18 protein-coding genes are annotated in these 17,496 nt (G+C 56.2%); 14 read left to right on the top strand and 4 right to left on the bottom strand.

Features of this window, described 5'->3' with window-relative positions; translation table 11 throughout:
* Positions 1-354 (bottom strand): hypothetical protein (locus V7665_RS06640; RefSeq protein WP_335663746.1); only part of this gene is annotated, 354 nt, incomplete at its 3' end.
* Positions 355-840: 486 nt separating this feature from the next.
* Positions 841-1,287 carry an ExbD/TolR family protein gene (locus tag V7665_RS06635; RefSeq protein ID WP_335663745.1) on the bottom strand — a complete coding sequence of 149 codons (447 nt, stop codon included), beginning with the start codon at positions 1,285-1,287 and terminating at the stop codon, positions 841-843.
* A gap of 104 nt (positions 1,288-1,391) precedes the next feature.
* Between V7665_RS06635 and V7665_RS06630 the strand changes: the two genes are divergently transcribed.
* From V7665_RS06630 to V7665_RS06605, 6 genes are all read left to right on the top strand, one after another.
* Positions 1,392-2,564 (top strand): DUF3667 domain-containing protein, encoded by a 1,173-nt coding sequence (locus V7665_RS06630; RefSeq protein ID WP_335663744.1) that lies wholly within the window; start codon positions 1,392-1,394, stop codon positions 2,562-2,564.
* Between the two features lie 4 nt (positions 2,565-2,568).
* Positions 2,569-4,203, top strand: coding sequence for an alkaline phosphatase D family protein (locus V7665_RS06625; protein ID WP_335663743.1), 1,635 nt, complete (start codon positions 2,569-2,571; stop codon positions 4,201-4,203).
* Between the two features lie 170 nt (positions 4,204-4,373).
* Positions 4,374-5,585 carry an LL-diaminopimelate aminotransferase gene (locus V7665_RS06620; RefSeq protein WP_335663742.1) on the top strand — a complete coding sequence of 404 codons (1,212 nt, stop codon included), beginning with the start codon at positions 4,374-4,376 and terminating at the stop codon, positions 5,583-5,585.
* Positions 5,586-5,634: 49 nt separating this feature from the next.
* Positions 5,635-6,324 carry a glutathione binding-like protein gene (locus V7665_RS06615; protein ID WP_335663741.1) on the top strand — a complete coding sequence of 230 codons (690 nt, stop codon included), beginning with the start codon at positions 5,635-5,637 and terminating at the stop codon, positions 6,322-6,324.
* Between the two features lie 162 nt (positions 6,325-6,486).
* A complete protein-coding gene (locus tag V7665_RS06610) occupies positions 6,487-7,113 on the top strand; it encodes a 2-hydroxychromene-2-carboxylate isomerase (RefSeq protein WP_335663740.1) in 627 nt (208 codons plus the stop codon).
* Between the two features lie 106 nt (positions 7,114-7,219).
* On the top strand, positions 7,220-8,044 hold the full coding sequence (locus tag V7665_RS06605; RefSeq protein WP_335663739.1) for a crotonase/enoyl-CoA hydratase family protein: 825 nt from the start codon (positions 7,220-7,222) through the stop codon (positions 8,042-8,044).
* 111 nt (positions 8,045-8,155) lie between these two features.
* Here the strand turns inward: V7665_RS06605 and V7665_RS06600 are convergent, their stop codons facing one another.
* Both V7665_RS06600 and V7665_RS06595 read right to left on the bottom strand, forming a co-directional pair.
* Positions 8,156-8,590 carry an acyl-CoA thioesterase gene (locus V7665_RS06600; protein WP_335663738.1) on the bottom strand — a complete coding sequence of 145 codons (435 nt, stop codon included), beginning with the start codon at positions 8,588-8,590 and terminating at the stop codon, positions 8,156-8,158.
* 5 nt (positions 8,591-8,595) lie between these two features.
* A complete protein-coding gene (locus tag V7665_RS06595) occupies positions 8,596-10,014 on the bottom strand; it encodes a spinster family MFS transporter (protein WP_335663737.1) in 1,419 nt (472 codons plus the stop codon).
* Between the two features lie 95 nt (positions 10,015-10,109).
* Between V7665_RS06595 and V7665_RS06590 the strand changes: the two genes are divergently transcribed.
* The 8 genes from V7665_RS06590 to V7665_RS06555 all read left to right on the top strand — a co-directional run.
* Entirely contained in the window at positions 10,110-10,856 is a 747-nt protein-coding gene (locus V7665_RS06590; RefSeq protein WP_335663736.1) for a helix-turn-helix domain-containing protein, read from the top strand.
* A gap of 82 nt (positions 10,857-10,938) precedes the next feature.
* Positions 10,939-11,301 carry a hypothetical protein gene (locus V7665_RS06585; RefSeq protein WP_335663735.1) on the top strand — a complete coding sequence of 121 codons (363 nt, stop codon included), beginning with the start codon at positions 10,939-10,941 and terminating at the stop codon, positions 11,299-11,301.
* Between the two features lie 170 nt (positions 11,302-11,471).
* A complete protein-coding gene (locus V7665_RS06580) occupies positions 11,472-11,807 on the top strand; it encodes a hypothetical protein (RefSeq protein ID WP_335663734.1) in 336 nt (111 codons plus the stop codon).
* An 87-nt stretch (positions 11,808-11,894) separates the two neighbouring features.
* The gene (locus V7665_RS06575) at positions 11,895-13,322 is read left to right on the top strand and encodes a glycosyl transferase family protein (protein ID WP_335663733.1); all 1,428 of its coding nucleotides are present in this window, start codon (positions 11,895-11,897) and stop codon (positions 13,320-13,322) included.
* Positions 13,300-14,448 carry a hypothetical protein gene (locus V7665_RS06570; RefSeq protein WP_335663747.1) on the top strand — a complete coding sequence of 383 codons (1,149 nt, stop codon included), beginning with the start codon at positions 13,300-13,302 and terminating at the stop codon, positions 14,446-14,448. Before V7665_RS06575 ends, V7665_RS06570 begins: the two co-directional genes overlap by 23 nt.
* A gap of 103 nt (positions 14,449-14,551) precedes the next feature.
* Positions 14,552-15,466 (top strand): sulfite exporter TauE/SafE family protein, encoded by a 915-nt coding sequence (locus V7665_RS06565; protein WP_335663732.1) that lies wholly within the window; start codon positions 14,552-14,554, stop codon positions 15,464-15,466.
* Between the two features lie 50 nt (positions 15,467-15,516).
* Complete coding sequence (locus tag V7665_RS06560) at positions 15,517-16,236, top strand: TIGR02186 family protein (RefSeq protein ID WP_335663731.1); 720 nt, start codon at positions 15,517-15,519, stop codon at positions 16,234-16,236.
* A 207-nt stretch (positions 16,237-16,443) separates the two neighbouring features.
* The coding region (locus V7665_RS06555; RefSeq protein WP_335663730.1) for an ATP-binding protein at positions 16,444-17,496 on the top strand (1,053 nt) is incomplete at its 3' end.

Raw genomic sequence — 17,496 nt, 5'->3', positions numbered from 1 at the left:
TCCGCTATTGACGAATAGATGGCTGCGCTGAAACGCGGGTACAATATTCTGCAAGTCTAGTTTCTGGCCGTCCAGACTCCAGCTCGTTAAAAGCTGGAGCGCTTTGCACTGAACAGGGGTTTTCTCATCACATTGAAGAAATTGGAAGGAGAATTGCAGACCATTTGGCGCATAAGCGGTTATGATATTTTCACCCGCGGGATTGACGGTAGCCAGATGATTGCCGGTGACGGTTTTGAGCGTCGCATCGATTGTTTCAACATTAAAATAGGGAATGATTTTCGCTGGATCGATGGTGTTGTCCGGCAATGGCTGAGCAGCAAGGGGCGCAATATTTGCGACGCCAAGCGCCAATATCGCCGAAATCAGGATTTTTCGCATGCAAATTTCCAATCTTCAAATTCGACCTTGGTCGACGTCTCGCTTTACTGGGCCAAGGCCTAACCTAGTCAATTGATCAGATGAATCAAATGGTTCTGTGCAACTATTGCGACGCATTGAGGAGTGATCAAATAGAAAGATGGTGCATCTTTACAGTCAAGGTGAAATAGCAACCGATGCCTGCTGCTGGAATGGCGCGGACTTTCCATGATTTGATTTGATTGCGGTTTATCTGCGATTTTCATTTGCATCATACCCAGGGCTGAACCGGCCGATCTCTGCCAGCCGTTTATCGCGGCAGGATTATGCGCATTGCTCCTTTTCGGTGTCGGGCTTGAGCACCCAATCGATTCCAGACTGGGTCTTTTCGCGAAGGAGCTGGAGGATCAAGGCCGGTCCGCGCTCGGTAAGGGGGGGGGGTGCTGGCGACGGACTGGCTTGATGGCGCAAATTCAGAATTCAAGGATGGTCCCATATTGCGAATTGATCATTGCCGACGAAACCGACTTCTTCGACACCCGCCCTTTTGATCATCGCCACGAGTTGATCAAATCGTTCGTATCGCGCCTGGGCATCGCTTTCGAAATGGAGTTGCGGCTTTGCCGGGTCCCTGGCCATCATCTCCAGCCGGACCCGCAACCGGTCGCTGTCCATCGGTATATCGTTCCAGATCGCTGTGCCGGCAGCATTCAAGAACAGCTTGTTGACAACCGGCGTGTCGGTACCCGCAGTTCCCGAGGGCAGGTCGACTGGCACTTTGTGGGTTACGGCCGGGATGGAAAGCATCAGCATCACCAGAAGCACCAGCAGCACATCAATCAGCGGTGTGATGTTGAGTTCCGCAAATGGTTTGTCCGCTGCAATGCCAGGCGTTTTCTGGCGAAGATACAGTTTCTTGCTGCGCATTTTCTTTCTCCCAAAATCTGATATGATATATCATATACCACTACATCAGGCAGATTACAAAAAGCCGCTTGCCTTATTGATCGAATAGGCCAAAACTGCGCCTCATGTCGGAGGAACTGGAAGCAATAGGAACCGCCGTGGAAGGCGGTCTGATCGCCAAGGCATTGGAAGATGAGAGCGGCGCGGCAGCTGGTGGCAAAGGCGGAAATTGCCTGAACTGCGGTGCCGTTGTGACCGGTAATTATTGCCCCAATTGCGGCCAGGCGCTGCATGTCCACCGGTCTATTGGTGCCTTCTGGCACGATATCTTGCACGGCGTATTGCATTTTGAGGGCAAATTCTGGCGGACATTGCCATTGCTGGCCTGGAAACCGGGCGAACTGACCCGGCGTTACATCCATGGCGAGCGCGCCCGTTTCATTTCCCCGATGGCGCTGTTCCTGTTTTCCGTGTTCATGATGTTTGCGGTCTTTTCTTTTCTCGGCGATCCTTTTCCATCAAGCGATGGTACAGCCGATGATGAATGGAGCACCGGGGTAACCAGGCAGGCCGGGCAGTTTGACGGACAGATCAAGGCCAAGACGGCGCAGCTAAATCTGGCTGACGGCGCAGACAAGACCAAGCTTGAGCAGGAGATTCTGGATCTCAAAAAGGGCCGCAATGTTTTGGCGACAATGATGGGCAAAAAAATGCCTTATCCCGATGTCAATCTTGGCGATGGAGATGTCCGGGGAACCAGCTTGTCCGGCGATGATCTGGCCAAGATACAAACCGGTCTGGACGATATCCAGGCTGGCAATGTGCTGACTTCCGACAGCAGCTTGCAAACCGGTTGGCCGGCTGCCAACAAATGGCTCGCCAGTGCCTTCAAAAAGGTCAACGCCAACCCGGAATTGCTGCTCTACAAGCTCAAGGCCAATGGCTATAAATTCGCCTGGCTACTGATTCCGCTATCCTTGCCGTTCGTCTGGTTGACGCTGATTGGTCGGCGGGGATTTCATTTTTATGATCATGCGGTTTTTACAACCTATTCGATCAGCTTCATGTCCCTGTTGTTCATCACTTGCGCCGTGCTGGCCGCGACCGGGGTTTCTGGAACCCTTTGGGGGTTGCTGCTGGTCTTCTATCCGCCGTTTCACATGTACCGGCAATTGCGCCACGGCTATGGAATGTCGCGCCCTGAAGCGCTGATCCGGACATTTTTTCTATTGTTTTTCACTGTCATCAGCCTGTCTCTATTCTTCGCTATTTTGCTCGCTCTAGGCATTTTGGGATAAAATCATGACCATGAATATCGATCGCCGCCAATTGATGGCGCTGGGAACATTCGGCCTCGGCGCGCTTAGCGTGCCGGCTTCGGCATCACTGATGAGCGCAAAGGGATTTACCCATGGCGTGGCCAGCGGCGAACCTTCCAAAAGCTCAGTGCTGTTATGGACTCGCTATATCGGCAATGGCGACGTCAAGCTCACGGCAGAGATATCCTCAAACGCCGACTTTTCCGGTGCCAAAATTGCCGGAGAAGTGGAGGCGCTGGTTGATCGCGACCATATCGCGAAGATCACGGCTCAGGGTCTCGACCCGAACGCTTGGTATTTTTATCGCTTCATCGGTCCAGACGGCTCGAAATCGCAGGTCGGCCGTACCCGGACCCTGCCAGAGGGACCAACCGCGCAATTTAACATCGGCGTCGTCGGCTGTTCCAATCTGCCGTTTGGCTATTTCAACGCCTACGCCCATGCGGCCCAAAATGCGTCTCTCGATCTGATCGTGCATACCGGCGACTATATCTACGAATATCCCGCCGGAACCTATCCGTCGAAGGATCAGACCGTAGCCGCGCGTGTGCTCGATCCGGTCTCCGAAATCATCCAGCTTGCCGATTATCGCCTGCGCTATGCGGCCTATCGCAAGGATCCGGACTTGCAGCGCATTCATCAGGTGTTGCCGATGATCGCGATGTGGGACGACCATGAATTTGCCAATGACGCCTATAAGGATGGCGCGGAAAATCATGACGCCAGCGAAGGCGACTGGGAAGTGCGCAAGCGGGTTGCCGAACGCGTCTACCGCGAATGGATGCCGGTCAGCGACAAGGATTATGGCAGCCCGCGCTGGAGCGAATATCAGATTGGTGATCTGGCGACCCTGTTTCTGACCGAGAGCCGGATCAGCGCGCGCAGCAAGCAGCTGGATCTGGGCGCGGCGCTGAACGGGCAGGAAGATGTCCAGGCGGTGATCGAGGCCTTCCGCGACAATGTCTGGCAAGATCCGGCGCGGGAAATGATCGGTGGCGAGCAGGAGGCCTGGCTGGGTTCCGCGATGCGCAAATCAAAGGCGTCCGGTACCAAATGGCAGGTCTGGTCGCAGCAATGCGTGATGGGCGAGCTCAAGCTGCCACAGGAGGCGATCAACTGGGTGGCGCCCGATGCTCCGGCCTTTGCCAAGCAACGGCTGAAGGTGGGCGCACTGGCGGCAAAAATGGGTCTGCCGATCAATTTCGACAGCTGGGACGGCTATCCGCAGGCACGCGAACGGGCGTTGAAAGAAGCACAGGCGGCCGATGCCGATCTGATCGTCTTGTCGGGTGATAGCCATAATGGCTGGGCGTTCAATCTGGAAACCGCTGACGGCAAGGCCGGTGTCGAATTTGGCGGGCATAGCGTGACCTCTCCGGGTCTCGAATCCTATTTGTCGGGCGCTAGGCCCGATGTCGCCGCCAAGGCATTGCGGGAAACCAATAGCCAGTTGCAATGGACCGACACCTCCAACCGCGGCTATATGACGGTGTCGTTGACCCCCGAAAAAGCCACCTCGACATGGCATTTTCTCGACACCATCCGCGCCAAGTCAATGGCGTTGCGCAGCAGCGCCAGCCAGACGGTATTGCGAGGAACGAACCGGCTTCAGGCCTGAGTGGAAGGGACTTGTTGGGCAGTTGATGTGGGACAGCAGTGATCTGCTGTCAGTGCTCCGCAGCAGATGTGGGGCACAAATTGCCGAAACCGCCTTCAAGCCCTCGACATTCGCGTCAAAATTAAGCAAAGCGGGGGCCCAATAACATTTAACGCAAGAAACGATTGATAATGTCCGAAGAGTTTTACCGCATCAAACGCCTGCCACCCTATGTGATTGCTGAAGTCAATAACATGCGGGCAGCGGCGCGAGCGGCCGGTGAAGACATTATCGATCTCGGCATGGGCAATCCCGACCTGCCGCCGCCGCAGCATGTCATCGACAAGCTGTGCGAAGTGGCGCAGAAACCCGATGCCCATGGCTATTCGGCATCCAAGGGGATCCCGGGCCTGCGCAAGGCACAAGCCAATTATTATGGCCGGCGCTTTGGTGTCGACGTGGACCCCGACACGGAAGTCGTGGTGACGCTTGGGTCGAAGGAAGGTCTGGCCAGCCTGGCCACGGCGATCACCGCGCCGGGCGACTGTATCCTCGCGCCCAATCCGAGCTATCCGATCCATACGTTCGGTTTCATCATTGCTGGCGCGACTATTCGCAGCGTGCCGACGACGCCCGATGAACATTATTGGAAATCGCTCGAACGGGCGATGGCCTTTACCGTGCCGCGGCCGACTCTGCTGGTGGTAAACTATCCCTCCAACCCGACCGCGGAAGTGGTCGACCTTGCCTTCTACGAACGGCTGGTGGCCTGGGCGAAGGAAAACAAGGTCTGGCTCTTGTCCGACCTCGCCTATTCCGAGCTTTATTATGACGGCAATCCGACGCCGTCGATATTGCAGGTGCCGGGCGCCAAGGATGTCGCGGTGGAATTTACCTCGCTCAGCAAGACCTATTCCATGGCCGGCTGGCGAGTCGGCTTTGCCGTCGGCAACAAGACGTTGATCAGCGCCCTGACCCGGGTGAAAAGCTATATTGATTACGGCGGGTTCACGCCGATCCAGGCAGCTGCCTGTGCCGCGCTCAATGGGCCGCAGGATCAGGTCGCCAAGAACCGCGAACTTTATCACAAGCGCCGCGATGTGCTGGTGGAAAGCTTTGGCCGGGCCGGCTGGGAAATCCCGCCACCCGCCGCATCAATGTTTGCCTGGGCCCCATTGCCGCCACAGCTCGCCGATATGGGCAGCCTCGAATTTTCCAAGCAATTGCTTACCGAAGCCGGTGTCGCGGTTGCCCCCGGCGTTGGCTATGGCGAGGATGGCGAGGGCTTTGTCCGCATCGCGCTGGTCGAGAATGAGCAACGCATCCGTCAGGCCGCGCGCAATGTGAAAAAATATCTTCAGAAAATGGGTGTCAACACGCCGGGACAAAGCGAAGCGATCTGATGGCTGAACCGGCGCATGGAATTTGTGATGTTCAAGCGATGATGACCTCTTGATCGACCTCTATTTCGCTCCGACACCCAATGGCTGGAAGATTTCCGTCATGCTCGAGGAGTGCGGGCTGGATTATGCTATCAAATGGGTGAACATCGGCGCGGGCGAGCAGTTTGCGCCGGAGTTTCTCGCGATCAGCCCGAACAACCGGATCCCGGCGATCGTCGATCATGATCCGGCGGATGGCGGAGACCCGGTGTCTGTGTTCGAGACTGGTGCGATCCTGCTTTATCTGGCAGACAAGGCGGAGCAATTTCTGCCGCATGATCTGCGTGGCCAGATTGCGGCGACCGAATGGCTGATGTGGCAGATGGGCGGGCTGGGGCCGATGATGGGCCAGCATGGCCATTTCAAACTCTATGCGCCGGAGCGGATAGAATATGCCACCGAACGCTACCGCAAGGAAGTGCTGCGGCTGTTCGGGGTGATGGACCGGCGGCTGGCTGCCAATGAATATCTTGCCGGTGAAGAATATAGCATCGCCGACATCGCCTGCTTCCCCTGGGTGCAGACCTACAAGCGCCAGGAAATTGACCTGGCCGATTTCCCCCATGTGCAGCGCTGGTACGAGACGCTGAAACAACGCGAAGGTTTGCGGCGCGGGATGGCGGTCGGCCGCGACAAGATCAATCGCAACCCGCAGGATGATGCGCAGACACGCAAGACATTGTTCGGGTTGAAGGAATAGAGCACCTGCGCAGGCAGGTGCCCATCTCCTGTCATTGCGTCGGCACTCGGTGGTCGGCATGGAATTTGGTCTTGCGTGCAGCGCCGGACATGACCGATACTTGTTGGCGATGACGCAGGAGATGGACCTCGGCCTTCGCCGGGGCACAGGAAGGATTGAAAAATGCCAGTAACAGTAGAATTCTACTTTGATCTCTCGTCTCCATGGACCTGTCTCGCCTTCCACAATATCCAGCCGATCATCAAAGCGAATAATGCCGAGATCATCTGGAAACCGTTCCTGGTCGGCGGCGTGTTCAACGCGGTGAATCAGGACGTTTACGCAGCGCGGGAAAATCCCGACAATCGCAAATTCGTCCACAGTTTTCGCGTGCTCAAGGACTGGGCAGCGCTGGCCGGCGTGCCGATGAATTTCCCGAGCGAACATCATCCGGTCAAGTCGGTCCACGCGATGCGCGTCTGTTGTGCGCTGGAGGAAGATCAGGCGGCGCTGCACAAGTTCGCGACCGCTGCGTTCAACGCTTATTATGGCGAGCAGCGCAATCTTGATGATCCGGAGGTGTTGATCGCCATCGCCAATGAGGTCGGCCTGGATGGTCCGGCTCTGGCAGCACGGACACAGGAGCAGGAGGTCAAGGATCGGCTGCGCGCCAATACCGAAGAAGCAATTGTCCGCGGCGCTTATGGATCGCCCAGCATTTTCGTGCCTTTTGGCGACGGCGAAAGAATGTATTTTGGCAATGACCAGTTGCCGCTTGTTAATTGGGCGATTAAACAGAGTCCAGTTTAGGATCGAATCTTCATTTCCGTTCGTGTCGAGCGCAGTCGAGACACAGCGGGAATATCAAGCTTCCCGACTTCGCTCGCCGCGAACCGGGAAGAGCAAAGGATGAAAAATGTCAGAACGCGTCACCATTACCGTCAAGGATCATATCGCCGATGTCCGCTTCAACCGGCCGGACAAGATGAACGCGCTTGATGGCGAACAGATTGATGCGATTGTGGCAGCGGGCGAAAAACTGGCGGCGATGGAGGGCATTAGAGCCATCGTCCTGTCGGGTGAAGGCAAGGCCTTTTGCGCTGGTCTCGACATGGGCAGCTTTGCCGCATCTGCCGCTGCCGCGTCGGAAGCCAGCAAGGATGGCGACAAGTCACCGCTGGCCAGCACGCTGACCGAACGCACCTTTGGCAATGCCAATAAATATCAGCATATCGTGCTGCTCTGGCGGAATTTGAAAGCACCGGTTATCGCAGCGATCCACGGTCCATGCATCGGCGGCGGCCTGCAATTCGCCAGCGCCGCCGACATTCGCGTGGTCGCGCCGGATGCAAAAATGTCGATCATGGAAATGCGCTGGGGCCTGATTCCCGATATGGGCAGCTTCACCACCTGGCGCAGTTTCGTCCGCGATGATATCCTGCGCGAACTGACCTATACCAATCGTATCTTCACCGGCGAGGAAGGCAAGGAACTGGGCTTCGTCACCCATCTGTCGGAAAACCCCCATGCAAAAGCGATGGAAATCGCCCGGGAAATCGCCAGCAAACATCCGCAGGCGGTGCAGATCGCCAAGCAGCTGATCAACAAGCTGCCCGATATGAACGAAGACGAGATTTTGATGATGGAATCGGTCGGGCAGGAAAAGGTCAGCCGCACGCCCAATCAGGTCGAAGCGGTGATGGCCTTCATGCAGAAGCGGACCGCGAATTTTACCGACTGATTAGAGGCTTCTAGATGAAGACCGTTCGTCCTGAGCCTGTCGAAGGACCTTGTCAGAGAAAACCGGCATTTCGACCGGATCAGTGCGAACGGTGAGATGGCCCGGAAGAAGCTAACCGGTGGTCCGCATCTTCTTGAGTTCATCAACCACTTCCTGGCGTAGCGGTTTGCCCTCGCCATCGGTGCGGCAGACGATGACGGAATCGCAGGTCGCCAGGCACTGGCCATTCTGGAACATCGCCTGGGTGATCACATAGCTGGATGTACCGATCCTGCTGACGCCCGAACTGATCTCGACATCGTCGGGATATTGGCCTTCACGGAGATAGTTGATGGTCACCGCCGCGACCATGCTCCGTTCGTTCCTCGGTCGATCAGCCCAGGGCCGCAGCCCGCGGTTCAGGCGAACCCGGGCATTTTCAAACATTGCCGCAAAGGCGACATTGTTAAGGTGCCGGTTGGGATCAATATCCTGAAAGCGGGTCTGGGTGACGACGGATACCGGATAGTTTTTGGCAATCAGCTGCCATGGTTCTGGACGGGCCATCTGCGCTAGCTCATCTTCGCCACAAGGTCTTTTTGCAGCGTCTTGCAGGCATAGATATACATGCCGCCGGCGACAAAGAAGATGCTGATGATATACAGCATCGACCAGCGCAGGCCTTCCGCGCTTGCGGTCATGCAGACCCCGGCCTTGGCCGCGCCCAGGGTTGCGATAAGATCCTCTGGCCGGCCTTTGCAGATCTGGCTGGTTAGCTCTGTGGCAAACTGGGAGCCGGCAAGATGGGCGCTCATCAGCATGTCACTGGCAATCCCCATGACGAGCGGGCCGCAGCCATAGCCAATCAGGTTGACGATGAACAGGAAGAGGGCGACGGCGGTTGCCCGTGACTGCGGGCTCGCAACGCCCTGGCAAATTGTATATTGGGCGCCGAGATAGCCGTAATGCAGGGCCGCCGCGAACAGCAGCACGGTCAGGGCGAAAGGCACGCTGTCGGTGGTGAAACCAATCCAGTAGAGCGGTACGCACAGGATCAGCATGACGCCCGGCAGCCAGGCGACTACATTGGGATAGCGACCGCTCATTCTCTCGGTCAGATAACCGGTAAAAAAAGCACCGAAAGAGGCGGCCAGGCCGAGCGGCACGGCAATCTGCAGTGCCACTTCCGAGATCGACATTTCGTGCACGCGCTGAAAAAAGGCGACCTGAAAATTGCTCACGCCATAGCCGACGAAGGCGACCAGAGCAGCCGCGATCATGTTGATCCAGAAACTGCGTTTGGCCGACAATTCCCTCACCGTGTCCCCGATGCCCATTTTTCTGGGTTTGATTGCTGTCGGCGGGTCGGCATAGCCGCGGGGTGGCTCCTCGACGGTGAACAGGAAAATCAGGCCGAACAATACTCCGGGTATGCCCAACGCCAGAAACGCCTCGCGCCAGGAAAATAATTCGGTGATCGGACCGCCAAAGGCATTGGCCAGCACGCCGCCGAGCGTGATGCCCATCGTGTATATGGCTATCGCCCGGGCGCGGCTGCGCGGCGGGAAATAGTCCGAGATGATTGAATTGGCCGCAGGGGTCAGGCCCGCTTCGCCGATGCCGACGCCAATCCGGAATACGAGCAGCGCAATGAAGCTGCCCGCAATTCCGCACAATGCGGTCATGAGCGACCATAATATGACGCTGGCGGCGATGATCTTGACGCGGTTCATGCGCTCGGCAAGCCGGGCAATCGGGATGCCCATGACCGTATACATCAGGGCAAAGCCAAAACCGGACAACAGGCCGAACTGCCAATCCTGCAGCTTGAACTCTTCGATGATGGGTTGAGCGACAACGCCGATCAATATGCGATCGATGAAGTTCAGCGTGTAGAGAAGCATCAACGAAATTATCACATAATTCCGATAGCCACCGGACCGATATGCCAGTCCGGTATTCGTCACGGGCTCTGCCTGGGTTGCACTCATGCTCTCTCCTATTTTTTGAGGTTGATGGCCTGAACCAGGACGCAAGTCCAGCGGACTTTGTAGCAATCCGGCTTGCGAAACGAGACCGTGGCTCGATGGACACAAAAAAGGATTTATTTCACGAAACGGCGGTATTCTGTTACTATTGCGGTTCGTATCAGTCGGTCAAAATAGGACAGTCAGGGGGCAGATATGGAGCATGGAGCGCGATTCCGGCAATTTTTGTCGGCTTTCTGCTGCAAGGCTGCAGCCATATTGCGCCGTTCAACAATTCCGAACATTCGATTCGATGGGCAGCGCCCGATATGACCATGGCTGCGGTGGACAGGCTGAATGACGGTCAGCGCGATTGTCTGCGGCTGGTGCTGGCGCATCTCAATTCCAAGGAAATTGCCCGGGAACTGGGCGTGTCTCCGCACACGGTGGATCAAAGATTGCGCACCGCCATGCGCATTCTGAATGCTCAGTCTCGCTTTGAAGCAGCGCGAACATTTGCCGCGCTTGATCATGAAAACATATATCATCCGTTGATATATCAACGGTCGGCCATTGAGTCAGCCAGCAAAAGCGGGGAACAGGACCCGTCATCCTGGAGAACCGGAAACGAAAAGACCGGCGTAATGGATGATGGTGTGAGTGCGGATAGCGGCGGCGCTATCACGGCTTTGGAGCAATCTGAAATCAGGCGCCGTCCGCTTCCCGTTCCGCGCTATCGTGGCGAGAGAAACAGTCTCGCGACGGTCGAACGGTTGGGATGGATATTGGCCATCGCGATCGGGTCCGCTGTGTCTTTCGGTGTACTGGTCGCGGGCCTGGAAGCGCTGTCCCGGCTCAAAGGATAAGCGTTAGCTTCCGGCCGGCGCATCTGTTTGTGATTATGAGACATGGGTTCAGTGCGGAATATCGAAGTGTGAGAAAGGAATAATGATGCTAAAACAGCGACGCGATGCAGCCGAGAATTTGACGAAAAGACTGGTTGCAGCGGAACAGGCTATCGATGATGCAATATGCAAAATGGCTGATTTGACCGGATATATGCCGATAGCGCGGACGAACGCCAATTTGTCGGCTGTTGTCGGTCAGGAAGCGATCTCCCGGGCGGCGGAAACATTATCTGCCTTGGTCGGGGCCAGGGGATCTCTGGTTGCAACCCACAACCGACTGGCAGAAACGCGCGATCAAATCGGATTGCAGGCCATGGCTTTGGGAAGCACTGACATGAAGCCACCGGAGCTTGCCCGGAAGCAGGATGAAAATATCGTCAATATGGCTGATCATGCTGCCTAGGCAACCGTCGCTTCGGTTGTCCCGGCTGCAGGCGAAATAATGTCAGAGCAAGTCATGACGCTGTGATCTTCGATACGATCTGGGCTTATCTCTAGTATATATTTCTCTTTGCCTGCTGTGGCTATGCCATTGCCCGCGGTACTCGTTCGGAATATTTCGGGGCGGCGATCATGATATTCGGGTCGTTATCTACTCTGGTGGTAGCCCGATCGTTTGGAAGCTCGTGGTCCAGCTTGGAAGTGGGCATATTTGCCATCGACATTGCCGTGCTGTTTGCGTTTATTCATCTAACGCTCAAATCCGATCGCTTCTGGCCGATGTGGGCGACCGCCTTTCAACTGCTTGCGGTAACCATTCATACCGCAATGATGGTGGCGCCGCAGATTACCCCTTGGGCTTTCGGCACTGGAGCGGTGTTCTGGGCTTATCCGATGCTGCTGGCGCTGGCCATCGGATCCTGTGAACATATGCCCTTGGCACCGGGTCGCAAAATCAAATCCGGTTAGCGCCGGCGCGCCGCGAACCACTTACATTGTGGTCATTTTTCAACCTCTTGCAGAAGCCCCGCTTCTGCAAACCCCCGGAGTATGTCCATGGCAGGCGATCAAATTTTGCCGTTTCTCGACTTTCTGCAAAAGGAACTGCTGCTATTCGCCAGCATGGCCTTTCTGATCGGCGCGGTCGACGATCTGCTGTTCGACGGGTTGTGGTTTTTCCACAGTTTGAAACGCAAGCTGTTTGTTTATTCACGCTATAAAAGGGCAACCGTCGAAAGCCTTAGCATTCCGGCATCCGAATGCCGCATGGCGATATTTGTACCCGCCTGGAGAGAGGCGCCAGTGATCGGTGCGATGCTGCGGCGCTGCTTGCAGCAATGGACAGTCGGCAAATATCGCATTTACGTCGGTTGCTATCCCAATGATGCCGAAACCGTCGCTGCTGTGGCGGCAGCATCCACCGGCAGAGCCAGGATTCGGTTGGTCATGTGTCAACGATACGGACCCACTACCAAAGCGGATTGTCTCAATCATCTGTGGGATGCCCTGTGTCGCGACGAAATTGAGGAACAGACCAATTTTGCCGCGATCATATTGCACGATGCAGAGGATATTGTGCATCCCGAGGCTTTGAGGCTTTTCGGCCATCTGATCGGAAAGGCTGCACTGGTGCAACTGCCGGTCATTCCGCGCCGGGCCAAAGGATCGCGCTGGATCGCGGGCCATTATGGCGATGAATTTGCAGAATTGCATGGCAAGCAAATGGTGCTGCGCGAGGCGCTGGGTGCTGCCATACCTTCTGCCGGAGTCGGCTGCGCCTTCGCTCGGGATGCGTTGCAAAAGCTGTCCGTCCAGACCCAGGGCAAGCCGTTTGACGCGAGCAGCATGACCGAAGATTATGAACTGGGACTCCATCTGACCAGTGGCGAGGCTAGCGGCATTTTCGCGCGGTTCCGAGACCGGCACGGACAACTGGTCGCAACCCAGGAATTTTTCCCGGACAAACTGGAAGATGCCATTCGCCAGAAAAGCCGTTGGATGGCAGGCATTTCCTTGTCCGGGTGGGACCGGCTGGGCTGGGAAAATAGCTGGCGGGAGAATTGGATGCGGCTGCGTGATCGCAAGGCCAGTTTTGCCGCCATTGTCCTGGCAATCGCCTATATTGCGATCATTCTGATGGGCATATTGCTGCTCGCCGACTTGATCGGGAGCTACCATCTCCAACCCGTTTCCCAATTTTTGCGAATATTGCTGTTCCTCAATGGCGGGTTCCTGATGTGGCGGCTGTTGATGAAATGCTATTTCGTCTTTGCCCTATACGGGCTGCGCGAAGCATTCTTGTCGATTCCCCGGACGATCGTGGCCAATATGATCAACATCATGGCGGTCTGGCGGGCTCTCAGCCAATATATGGATCAGCTGGCCGGTCAGCCCGCCCGTTGGGAAAAAACCAGCCATTTTTATCCGGACGAAGAGAATATCAAGCAACTCAGGCCGCAATATGCCGTCGGCGACAGAGGCTGACCCCTTGCTCGGGACCACAGCCGGTGCGCCTTTACGGGCAATGGCAAGTCTGGCGGCGATCTGGATATTGGTGCGGGTCATTGTGTCGCATAGCCCCGCAAATATGGCATGGAATCCGGTGGACCCGCTGATCGGCAACACAGCGCGTCATGATGTCAAAACGAAAAGACAAGGGCTGGCCGCGCTGCCCTTTATTATGCCAAAGCAAAGCCGGCACGATGATGCTGCAAAACAGAAATATCTCTCTGTCTATGCGGCGGAGCGCCGCTCCGGCGCTTCACCGATTGCGGAACGGTCCGCCGCAATCCTGCCCGGTCTGTCCCGTCGGCCATGGCAAGACTCCGATGACGTCCGCGGCTTTTTCCTGCAGGCCTCGTTCACTCGATCCGGGGGTGATGCAAGCGAGGGTGTAAGGATGGTCCCGCCTTTCCCAGATCCGCCCGTCATCCACCATAGCAACAGGATGACCGCCTATTTCTGGATTTACGCCCGGCAAGATTCCCGGGCCAAACAAGGGCGGGAGAGACAAGCGGGGCGCTCACCATCCAACGGCCAATATGGCGGCAGCCAGGCCGGCGCAATATTGTCCTATCGCTTGTTGGACAGGCCGGCGCCGGACATATCAGTCTATGGTCGGCTCTCGACAGCACTCTCCCCCTGGAGCCAGCAGGAATTCGCATTGGGCGCCCGCATTCATCCGGTCCGTAATCTGCCCGTCGCATTGCACGCCGAACAACGCTTTGACGCAAGTTCGGGAGGGTTTGCCGGTACCGCTTTTTATGCGACCGGCGGTACCGGGCCAGATCCAATCGTGGAAAAATTTACGCTCGAGACTTATGCGCAGGCGGGCTATGTCCTCGGCCAGAATAAGACCTATTTTTTTGACGGGTCAGCGACCTTGCAGCGCCCGATAGCAGAATTGGGCCCGACAACACTCTCCATCGGCCCGGGAGCCTGGGCTGGCGGTCAACGCCAGATCAGCCGCATGGATGTCGGCCCGCGCGTTGATTTGAGGGTCCCGCTTGGCACGACATCAGCGCGTATCGCCTTGGACTGGCGGCTTCGGATCGCGGGCAATGCCCGGCCCGGAAACGGAGCGGCGATAACCGTTTCGACCGGCTTCTGAGCAGACGCCGTTTTCTGCTTGTTCGGCCAACCTAATGTTTTCTCGCCCTGCAGGCAGCAACGCCCTTTATCCCGCAACAAAAAGGGATTAGTCCGTTTGTAATATGGACATATACTTGCCAATCGCCAATCTCTCGGTCAATGCTTTCGTCATCATCCTGCTCGGCGGACTGGTGGGGATCTTGTCCGGCATGTTCGGCGTCGGTGGCGGTTTTCTGACCACGCCACTGCTGATTTTCTATGGCATACCTCCAACAGTAGCCGCCGCTTCCGCATCCACCCAGGTCACCGGGTCCAGCATTTCCGGCGTCGCCGCCCATATGCGCCGCAAGGGAGTCGATTTCCGGATGGGGGCAATATTGGTGGCCGGCGGTCTGGTCGGAACGATTATTGGAACCGGGCTTTTCCAGATTTTGCAGAGTTGGGGCCAGATTGATACGGTCATCAATGTTCTGTATGTTTTGATGCTGTCCAGCATCGGCGGTCTGATGTTCAAGGAATCCCTGCAGAGCGTCCGGGCGCTGCGTGCCGGCAAGCCGTTGCCGGCGCGGAAAAGACGGCATCATCCGTTGGTCGCCAATCTGCCATTCAGATGGCGCTTCTACCGGTCCGGCCTGTATATTTCACCGATAGCGCCGTTCATACTCGGCTTGCTGACGGGCATATTGACCATGTTGCTGGGCGTCGGTGGCGGCTTCATCATGGTGCCGGCGATGCTCTATCTGCTCGGCATGGGCGCGCAGGTGGTGGTCGGTACCTCACTATTCCAGATATTGTTCGTCACCATTGCGTCAACGATGATGCACAGCATGACCACGCGCGCGGTTGATATCGTTCTGGCCTCGCTGCTGCTGATCGGCAGTGTGACCGGCGCGCAACTGGGCGCAAAATTCGCCCAGCGCATGCGGCCTGAATATCTGCGGCTGGCTCTGGCAACCATGGTGCTGCTGGTTGCGATACGCATGGCATTGGGGTTGGGATTCCAGCCGGACGAAATTTACACGGTGCAGCCCCTGTGAATCGGCCTCACTCCCTTTTCGCTCGTTTGTTTGGGCTTTTCGCCATCGCCATGCTGACCGTGGCCGCGACCCCGGTTCTGGTTCCCGAAGTATCGCAGGATCGCATCAGCATCAGGGGCGATTTCAACGGCGCACAATTGCTGCTTTTTGGAGCCATCACCTATCCACCGGGTACTCGCAACACCGACCAGGCCGATATTGTGGTCGTTCTCAAGGGGCCGGTTAAATCGATTGTCGTGCGCGAGAAACAGCAGATTGCCGGTATCTGGATCAACGCGGCGAGCAGCGAATTTCGTTCGGCCCCCGGCTTTTACGCGGTGGCTTCCTCCAAGCCGATTGATGAGATTGTCGATGGCAAGACGGCAGATATTTACGAATTGGGGCTGCATCATTTGCAGCTTTCTCCGGCCGGTGCGATTGACAGCCGCGAACTGGATCGTTTCGTTGACGGACTGGTGGACCTGAATTCCCGGGGCAATCTGTTCAAGAATCTGCCCAATAGCGTCAAAATCACCAATAGCGTGCTCTATCAGGCGCGGATCAATCTGCCAGCCAGCGTACCGGTGGGTGATTATACAGCAGAAACCTTCCTGATTATTGATGGCCGGGTAAAGGCGGCAGAGGTCAAGGATATCACCATCGAAAAAATCGGGATGGGCCGCTTCATCACCAATCTTTCCCAGAATAACGGCCTTTTATACGGTCTTATCGCCGTGTTCATTTCGGTCTTCCTGGGCTGGTCTGCAGGCTATCTTTTCCGCAAGATGTGACGCTTGCCGGCCGCCGGGCAGCCGGGGTTTTCTTTCTGCAGCGGCAGTAAATCTTCCTTAACCATGATCGACTAATCCGGTTTTTTGACAAGTAAAACAGGAAAAACGGCAATGTCCGACATGGGTTCCCACAATTTCCCCGGCGCAACGCCTCTTCCGGTTTCTGTAAATGAAGGCCGGGGCGATGCAAATCAGGGCGCAGCTTCAATGCGCAGTGAGGGCCATAAAATTGGTGAGGTCATCGAAATCGCCGGATCGAGTTCCAAAGTCGTAATGGACACTGCCATTCTGACCGGATTGCTCAACCATCCCGATACGACCGTCCAGATGGCTGGCCAGGTAGGCAGCCAGGTTAAAATCCGCGTCGGTCAGACCTGGTTGCTGGCCAATATCCGGACACAGAAACTTGATGGGGCTCACGCAGGCTTGGTGGTCGCCGAGATTGATTTTCTTGGTGAGGGCGACGAGGAGCAGCTGACCGGCCAAATTTTCAATTTTCGCCGCGGCGTAACCCGCTATCCGACGCCAGCTTCGGCGGTTTATGCCGTGACGACAGCTGACCTGAAACAGGTCTATGCTTCGGATGGCCGAGCCAATGTCGAAATTGGCACGGTCTATCCGACCAGCGATATCCGCAGCGCTCTTTATGTCGATGCCATGCTCGGCAAGCATTTCGCGCTTTTGGGATCAACCGGTACCGGTAAGTCGACTGCGGCAGCGCTCATCCTCCACAAAATCTGTGATCTCGCCCCCGAAGGCCACATTCTGATGATTGATCCGCATGGTGAATATTCTGCGGCCTTCAAGAATAACGGCAAATTATTCGACGTGAACAATCTTAACCTGCCTTATTGGCTGATGAACTTTCGCGAGCATTGCGAGGTGTTTGTCCAGTCCAAGGGCGATGCCAAGCAGATGGACTGTGATATTCTCGCCAAATGCCTGCTCGCCGCAAAAGCAAAAAACCAGGCCTCCTCGGGCGTTGCAAAACTGACCGTGGATTCACCCGTGCCCTATTTGCTGTCCGATCTGACAACGATCCTGCAAAATGAAATGGGCAAGCTGGACAAGGCGACCAACAGCGCCCCCTATCAGCGCCTGAAAAGCAAGATTGACGAGATCAAGGCCGATCCGCGATACAGTTTCATGTTTTCCGGCATGTTGGTTGGTGACACAATGGCTGCCTTTCTTACCAAGATTTTCAGACTGCCGTCCGAGGGCAGGCCGATTTCGATTATCGATGTTTCGGCGATGCCGTCG

The organism is Parasphingorhabdus sp., assembly GCF_036964675.1.
Classification (GTDB): Bacteria; Pseudomonadota; Alphaproteobacteria; order Sphingomonadales; family Sphingomonadaceae; genus Parasphingorhabdus.
This window is presented reverse-complemented; position numbering and strand designations above follow the sequence as displayed.

Excerpts from the sequence above, each read along its gene's own strand:
- V7665_RS06635 (WP_335663745.1), bottom strand. The coding sequence starts at position 1,287 with ATGCGCAGCAAGAAACTGTATCTTCGCCAGAAAACGCCTGGCATTGCA.
- V7665_RS06630 (WP_335663744.1), top strand. The coding sequence starts at position 1,392 with ATGTCGGAGGAACTGGAAGCAATAGGAACCGCCGTGGAAGGCGGTCTG.
- V7665_RS06625 (WP_335663743.1), top strand. The coding sequence starts at position 2,569 with ATGACCATGAATATCGATCGCCGCCAATTGATGGCGCTGGGAACATTC.
- V7665_RS06620 (WP_335663742.1), top strand. The coding sequence starts at position 4,374 with ATGTCCGAAGAGTTTTACCGCATCAAACGCCTGCCACCCTATGTGATT.
- V7665_RS06610 (WP_335663740.1), top strand. The coding sequence starts at position 6,487 with ATGCCAGTAACAGTAGAATTCTACTTTGATCTCTCGTCTCCATGGACC.
- V7665_RS06605 (WP_335663739.1), top strand. The coding sequence starts at position 7,220 with ATGTCAGAACGCGTCACCATTACCGTCAAGGATCATATCGCCGATGTC.
- V7665_RS06600 (WP_335663738.1), bottom strand. The coding sequence starts at position 8,590 with ATGGCCCGTCCAGAACCATGGCAGCTGATTGCCAAAAACTATCCGGTA.
- V7665_RS06595 (WP_335663737.1), bottom strand. The coding sequence starts at position 10,014 with ATGAGTGCAACCCAGGCAGAGCCCGTGACGAATACCGGACTGGCATAT.
- V7665_RS06590 (WP_335663736.1), top strand. The coding sequence starts at position 10,110 with ATGGACACAAAAAAGGATTTATTTCACGAAACGGCGGTATTCTGTTAC.
- V7665_RS06585 (WP_335663735.1), top strand. The coding sequence starts at position 10,939 with ATGATGCTAAAACAGCGACGCGATGCAGCCGAGAATTTGACGAAAAGA.
- V7665_RS06580 (WP_335663734.1), top strand. The coding sequence starts at position 11,472 with ATGATATTCGGGTCGTTATCTACTCTGGTGGTAGCCCGATCGTTTGGA.
- V7665_RS06575 (WP_335663733.1), top strand. The coding sequence starts at position 11,895 with ATGGCAGGCGATCAAATTTTGCCGTTTCTCGACTTTCTGCAAAAGGAA.
- V7665_RS06570 (WP_335663747.1), top strand. The coding sequence starts at position 13,300 with ATGCCGTCGGCGACAGAGGCTGACCCCTTGCTCGGGACCACAGCCGGT.
- V7665_RS06565 (WP_335663732.1), top strand. The coding sequence starts at position 14,552 with ATGGACATATACTTGCCAATCGCCAATCTCTCGGTCAATGCTTTCGTC.
- V7665_RS06560 (WP_335663731.1), top strand. The coding sequence starts at position 15,517 with ATGCTGACCGTGGCCGCGACCCCGGTTCTGGTTCCCGAAGTATCGCAG.